The sequence below is a fragment of the Amycolatopsis sp. NPDC003861 genome (assembly GCF_053605405.1).
In genome coordinates this window covers 1-6,220 of sequence record NZ_JBSGJD010000383.1, presented here as the reverse complement: position 1 = coordinate 6,220, position 6,220 = coordinate 1, and the positions used below count along the sequence as shown (strand labels likewise).

General features: G+C 72.0%; 6 protein-coding genes. All 6 read right to left on the bottom strand.

Annotated features, from left to right (window positions below):
* Positions 1 to 25 precede the first annotated feature (25 nt).
* Genes tsaE through ACWEVN_RS45545 form a run of 6 tightly spaced genes read right to left on the bottom strand, consistent with a single transcriptional unit; the run spans position 26 to position 6,080 of the window.
* Positions 26 to 490: a tRNA (adenosine(37)-N6)-threonylcarbamoyltransferase complex ATPase subunit type 1 TsaE gene (gene tsaE, locus ACWEVN_RS45570; RefSeq protein WP_449686875.1), complete on the bottom strand. Its 465-nt coding sequence runs from the start codon at positions 488 to 490 to the stop codon at positions 26 to 28.
* Positions 487 to 1,584 carry an alpha/beta fold hydrolase gene (locus tag ACWEVN_RS45565; protein WP_449686876.1) on the bottom strand — a complete coding sequence of 366 codons (1,098 nt, stop codon included), beginning with the start codon at positions 1,582 to 1,584 and terminating at the stop codon, positions 487 to 489. The genes tsaE and ACWEVN_RS45565 overlap by 4 nt, the downstream gene beginning before the upstream one ends.
* Positions 1,581 to 2,699 carry an alanine racemase gene (gene alr / locus ACWEVN_RS45560; RefSeq protein WP_452055423.1) on the bottom strand — a complete coding sequence of 373 codons (1,119 nt, stop codon included), beginning with the start codon at positions 2,697 to 2,699 and terminating at the stop codon, positions 1,581 to 1,583. The genes ACWEVN_RS45565 and alr overlap by 4 nt, the downstream gene beginning before the upstream one ends.
* A 29-nt stretch (positions 2,700 to 2,728) precedes the next feature.
* On the bottom strand, positions 2,729 to 3,820 hold the full coding sequence (locus ACWEVN_RS45555) for an ABC transporter ATP-binding protein (RefSeq protein WP_449686878.1): 1,092 nt from the start codon (positions 3,818 to 3,820) through the stop codon (positions 2,729 to 2,731).
* 3 nt (positions 3,821 to 3,823) lie between these two features.
* A complete protein-coding gene (gene xylB, locus ACWEVN_RS45550; RefSeq protein WP_452055422.1) occupies positions 3,824 to 5,254 on the bottom strand; it encodes a xylulokinase in 1,431 nt (476 codons plus the stop codon).
* Entirely contained in the window at positions 5,244 to 6,080 is an 837-nt protein-coding gene (locus tag ACWEVN_RS45545; RefSeq protein WP_449686880.1) for a DeoR/GlpR family DNA-binding transcription regulator, read from the bottom strand. The genes xylB and ACWEVN_RS45545 overlap by 11 nt, the downstream gene beginning before the upstream one ends.
* Between the last annotated feature and the right edge of the window lie 140 nt (positions 6,081 to 6,220).

Below are 6,220 nucleotides of genomic sequence, written 5' to 3'. Positions count from 1 at the left end.
GGAGGGTTAGAACCCTCCTTACCACTCACGAGGTCTGGGCGAGCTCCGGGACGCGGTCGGCCCAGGTGCCGTGCGGTTCGAGCGTCACTTCGCGGACGTCGTCCTCGCGGCGGTCCAGGCGCACCACCAGGTAGTCCTCCGACAGGCGCTCCGCCGAACCCTCGCCCCACTCGACCACGATCGCCGAGCGCTCGAGGTCGGTGTCCAGGTCCAGGTCGTCCAGCTGGGACAGGTCGCCGCCGAGGCGGTACGCGTCCACGTGCACCAACGGCACGCCGGGAGCGCCCGCCGGGTGGACGCGGGCCAGCACGAACGTCGGGCTGCTCACCCGGCCGCCGACGCCGAGACCGTCCGCGATGCCGCGGGTCAGCGTCGTCTTGCCCGCGCCGAGCGGGCCGGCCAGCAGGACCAGGTCACCCGCGCGCAGCACGCGGCCGAGCGCGCGCCCGAAGTCCATTGTGTCGTCGGGGGTCGGGAACACGAAACTCAACGCTGCCACCACCAGGTTCGCCGGGACGAGGATTCGCCGTCCACACCGGAACAGCGTTGCAGGAGATCGATCAGATGGCTGTTCACCAGCTCGGGCTGCTCGAGCTGGACCATGTGGCCGGCGCCGCGGACGCGGACCAGCTCCGCGTCGGGCAGCTCGGCCGCGATCCGCTCGGCGTGCGCGAACGGCGTGAACCGGTCCGAATCGCCGCCGATGACCAGCACTTCCGCGTGCTTCAGGCCGGCCAGGGCCGCGTAGCGGTTGTGGCTGCCGAGCGTGTCGACGAAGTTGACGAGCCCGCGCACCGGCGTCACTTCCAGCATCTCGAGCATGAAGTCGACGAGCCGGGGCGCGACGTCGCGGCTGCCGAACGCCAGCCGCCGCACGGCCTGCCGCGTCAGCTGGCCGCCCGCCGCGCGGACGAACTCCACCAGCCCGGGCTGCCAGCCCGCGAGGCCACCGGCGGCGCGTGTCAGCGGGTTGTACTTCGACAGCAGCGAACGCGGCAACCCGCGTGCCCCGACTTCGCCCGCCGCCGTCGCGATGAAGGCAACCCCGCACACGCGGTCTTCGAACAGCTCGGGGAACTCGGCGGCCAGCTCCATGATGACCATGCCGCCCATCGAGTGCCCCATCAGCACGATGGGCCCCTCTGGCACCACGGACCGCAGCACGCAGTCGAGGTCGCGCGCCAGCTGTTCGATGGTCGACGTCTCGGCCGAAGCCGCGCCGGACAGGCCGTGGCTGCGGTGGTCGTAGTACACCTGACGCACGCGCGGCAGCCTCAGCGACGCGAGGTCGCGGCGCTGGAAGTGCCAGCAGCGCCGCGAAAGCGCGAAGCCGTGCACCCCCACGACGGTCAGTTCCGGTTCGCCGCCGTCGTCGGAGTCGATTTCCTCGACCGAAAGCGGCGTGCCGTCCTCGGCCGCGACCGTCGAAGTGCGGTCGGGCTTCAGCTCCCCCAGCGGCTCGTCCACGTACGGATCCTCACTGTGCCGCCGCTGCTGCGCGGCGACGATAGCGGCGGCGGCGGTGCCGGTGGCCAGGGCCCCGACCCCGCCGGCGATGGCCAGCAGTCGTCGTGAAGGTGTCACCCGCGGTCCCCCAGATACCGGCGCCGCACGCGCGGGCGGTACATCGAGGTGACGACTTCGTAGTCGATGGTCCCCAGCTTGTCGGCCCATTCCCGGGCGGTCGGCTCGCCGCGCGTCCCGGCGCCGAACAGGACGACCTCGTCGCCGACGGCCGGTTCGTCGTCGCCGCAGTCGACCACCAGCTGGTCCATGCAGACCCGCCCGGCGACCGGCCGCCGCTGCCCGCCGAGCCAGACGTCCATGCGGCCGGACAAGCTCCGGGGCACGCCGTCGGCGTACCCGGCCGGCACGAGCGCGAGGTTCGTGTCCCGCTCGGCCGTCCACGTGTGCCCGTAGGACACCGATTCGCCGGCTTCGATCCGCTTGACCAGGGCGACCGCCGAGCGGAACGTCATGGCCGGGCGCAGGTCTTCGGTTTGGGGCACCGGGTTCAGCCCGTACATCGCGATGCCGGGCCGCACGACGTCGAAGTGCAGGTCGGGCCGGGTGAGCAGGGCCGCGGAGTTCGCCAGGTGCCGCATCGGGTCGAGCCCGGCCGCGCGGGCGACGTCATAGGCGTCGGCGAAGCGCTTGGCCTGCTGGTCGGTGGCCGGGTGGTCCGGTTCGTCCGCGCACGCGAGGTGGGACCAGATCGCGACGACCTCGACCCGCGGTTCGGCGGCCGCCGCTTCGACCAGCTCGGCCCACGCGGCGGGCGGGCAGCCGTTGCGCGAGAGCCCGGTGTCGATTTTGAGGTGCACACGCGCCGGGGTACCCGGTTTCGCGGCCGCGGCGATGCGGCGAAGCTCACCCAGCGAGCTGGCGGCGAGGTCGACGTCGTTTTCGATACCCGCCGCGAAGTCGACGTCCGGGGTGTCCAGCCAGCTGAACAACCGGGTCTCGATGCCGCCCTCGCGCAAGGCGAGGGCCTCGCCGAGCGAGCAGGTGCCCAGCCAGGTGGCCCCGGCCTCGACCGCGGCGCGCGCCACCGGCAGCGCGCCGTGGCCGTAGGCGTCGGCCTTCACCACGGCCATCACCTGGGCGCCGGGCGCGCGGGCGCCCAGCAGGGTGAGGTTGTGGCGGATCGCGTCGAGGTCGATGTCGACCTGGGCCCGCGGGAAACTGGAAGACGACATAGCGCCTTCCAGTTTCCCATGTCCCGAGGTCAGGGCAGGCGCGCCCCGGACGTGGCGGAGAACACGTGCAGCTCGTCCGGCCGGATCCGCAGGTGGACGGTGTCGCCCATGGCCGGCGGCGTGCGCGGGTCGACGCGGGCGACGATGTTGGACTTCGTGCCCTCGGCGTCGGTCTCGGCCAGCTTGCCGTAGACGTACGCGTCCGAGCCGAGCTCCTCGACCAGGTCCACCTTGATCGGCACCGAGCTGTCGCCCTCGGTGGTCACTTCCAGGGACTCCGGCCGGAAGCCGAGGGTCACCGTGTCGCCGTCGGCCGCGGCGATGACCTCGCGGGTCAGGGCCACGCTGCCGCCGCCCAGCTCGGCGCCGTCCGCCGTCAGCTTCGCGGTCACCAGGTTCATCGCCGGCGAGCCGATGAAGCCCGCGACGAAAGCGTTTGCGGGCTTGTCGTACAGCGCGCGCGGGGTGTCGCACTGCTGCAGCAGGCCGTCCGACAGCACCGCGACGCGGTCACCCATCGTCATGGCCTCGACCTGGTCGTGCGTGACGTACACGGTCGTGACGCCGAGGCGGCGCTGGAGCGCGGCGATCTGCGTACGCGTCGACACGCGCAGCTTGGCGTCGAGGTTTGACAGCGGCTCGTCCATCAGGAAGACCTGCGGCTCGCGCACGATCGCGCGGCCCATCGCGACGCGCTGGCGCTGACCACCGGAGAGCGCCTTCGGCTTGCGGTCGAGGTACTGCTCGATGTCCAGCAGCTTCGCGGCCTCCAGGACCTTCTGCTTGATCTCGGACGCGGGCCGCCCGGCGATCTTCAGCGCGAAGCCCATGTTCTGCGCGACCGTCATGTGCGGGTACAGCGCGTAGTTCTGGAACACCATCGCGATGTCGCGCGAGCGCGGCGGCAGCTGGGTGACGTCGCGGTCGCCGATCCAGACGGCGCCGTCGTCGATGTCCTCGAGGCCGGCCAGCATGCGCAGGCTGGTCGACTTACCGCAGCCGGACGGGCCGACCAGCACGAGGAACTCGCCGTCGGCGATCTCCAGGTCCAGCGCGTCGACCGCGGGGCGCTCCGAACCCGCGTAGCGGCGGGTCGCCTTGTCGTAGGTGATGGAAGCCATCGGTCAGTCCTCTCCGAGATTCCGCCGGACCCCGTAAGCCGCTTCGCGGGCTTCGAGGTGGCGCTGCTGGATCCGGTGGCCCGCGGCGCGCTGCGCCTCGGTCGGCTCGTCCAGCTCGAGCCGAAGCTTCTGGTTCTCCCGCCAGGACGGGGGTTCCGCACTGGAAGCCAGCGCCCACGCCGCCTGCCGGGCCGCGCCGAGCGCGACGTACTCGGCGACTTCGGGCAGCTGCACGGGCACCCCGAACACCAGCGGCGCGACCGCGCGGACGGCCCGCGACTGCGCGCCCCCGCCGATCAGCAGCACGCGCCGGACGTCGAGGCCGTGCGCGCGCACCGCGTCGAGGCCGGCGGCCAGGCCGCAGAGCATGCCTTCGACGGCACTGCGCGCGAGGTTCTCCGGGGTCATGTTGTCCCGGGTCAGCCCGGCCAGCGATCCGGTGGCGCCGGGCAGGTTCGGGGTGCGCTCGCCGTCCAGGTACGGCAGGAAGGTCAGCCCGCCGGCGCCGGGCTCGGCGGCCAGGGCGAGGCGGTCGAACTCGCTGAGCGTCGCGCCGAGCATCGCGGCCGTCGCGGTGAGGACGCGGGCGGCATTGAGGGTGCAGGCGAGCGGGAGGAAGCGGCCGGTGGCGTCGGCGAACCCGGCGACCTCGCCGCTGACGTCGGCCGCGCCGGTCTCGGCGACGCCGAACACCGTGCCGCTGGTGCCGAGCGAGACGACGGCGTCACCGGGCTTGAGCTCCAGGCCCAGCGCGGCGGCCATGTTGTCGCCGGTGCCGGCGGAGACCAGGATGCCGTCCGGGGTGTGGCCGGCGGTGTCGGCCGGGCCGAGCACGGTGGGCAGCTCCGGCGTCCGGCCGCCGAAGGCGTGGCTCAGGACGTCGAGGCGGTAGGCGTTGTCGGTCGGCGAGAAGTAACCGGTGCCGGAGGCGTCGCCGCGGTCGGTGACCGGGTCGCCGCCGGTGAGCTTCCAGGTCAGCCAGTCGTGCGGCAGCAGCACGCGCGCCACGCGGTCGGCGAGCTTCGGCTCGTTTTCGGCCAGCCAGCGCAGCTTCGTCACGGTGAAGCTGGCGACCGGCACCGAGCCGACGGACTTCGCCCAGGCCGACGGCCCGCCGAGCTCTTCGGTGAGGTCGAGCGCCGCCTGCGCGGAGCGGGTGTCGTTCCAGAGCAGCGCGGGCCGCACGACCTCGCCGTCTTCGTCGAGGGTGACCATGCCGTGCTGCTGCCCGCCGACGCCGATGGCCCGGACGCCGTCGAGCACGCCGCTCGTGGCCTCCTGGAAGGCGTCCCACCAGGCGGCGGGGTCGACCTCGGTGCCGTCGGGGTGCGGCGCGCGGCCGGTGCGGACGATCTCGCCGGTTTCGGCGTCACACACGACGACCTTGGTCGACTGGGTGGACGAGTCGATGCCGGCGACCAGTTCAGCTGTCATAGGGCTGCCCCTCTGCGACGTGTTCGACGATCTCGATCGCGGTGCCCGCGTTCAGCGCGGCCTCGATCTCCTCGGTGGGCGTGGCTTGGCCCGTGATCAGCAGGTCGTAGTCGCCGACGTCGCCGTGCGCGTAGGTGGCGGTGCGGCCGAACTTCGAGTGGTCGACGACGAGGACGGTCTGGTTCGCGACCTTCAGCGCGGCCTTCTTGAGCTCGGCGTAGTCGCGGTCGGGGTGGAAGAGGCGCCCGACGGCGACGGCGGTGACCGAGACGAACGAGACGTCCGCGCGGATCGAGTCGAGCAGGTTGAGCACCTCGGGGCCGGCGCAGGAGTCGTACTCGTGGCTGTAGCGGCCGCCCGCGAGGACGACCTCGACCTCGGGGCCGAGCAGCCGGGCGGCGTGCAGCGAGTTGGTGACGACGGTGAGGGCGTCGATCTCGGCGAGCCGCTTGACCAGCGGGAGGAGAGTCGTGGAGTCGTCGACGAAGACGGTCTGGCCGGGCTGCACGTGGTTCGCGGCGGCCTGGCCGAGGGCTTCCTTCTCGCCGTGGTGGAGCGTGTCGCGGAAGCGGGCGGCGGACTCGATGGTGAGCGCCGGGTAGGCCTCGACCTTGCCGCGCAGCTTGCGCAGGAGCCGGCGTTCGGCCAGGTCGTCGAGGTCGCGGTGGATGGTCATCAGGCTGACCTTGAACTTCGACGTCAGGTCGTCGATCCGGGCTTCACCCTGCTCGATGACGTGGTCGAGGATGTCCTGCCGCCGCTGCTCGACGACGGCATCGGACGGCCGGGTCTTCCGGTCGCCCGTCGATGTTGTGCCGCCGCTCACACGGCATTCTTACCAGATTTATCCCGCAAAGTTAACAGAGAACTCGATAACTGTTCGCACGACCTCAAGCGCCCCAATGTGGCGTTGGGTGCGTCCAACGCACCCAATGTGGCGTTCGGTGCATTGAGCGCAACCAACGC

Coding starts and splice junctions, on each gene's coding strand:
- alr (WP_452055423.1), bottom strand. CDS start 2,699: ATGTCGTCTTCCAGTTTCCCGCGGGCCCAGGTCGACATCGACCTCGAC.
- ACWEVN_RS45555 (WP_449686878.1), bottom strand. CDS start 3,820: ATGGCTTCCATCACCTACGACAAGGCGACCCGCCGCTACGCGGGTTCG.
- xylB (WP_452055422.1), bottom strand. CDS start 5,254: ATGACAGCTGAACTGGTCGCCGGCATCGACTCGTCCACCCAGTCGACC.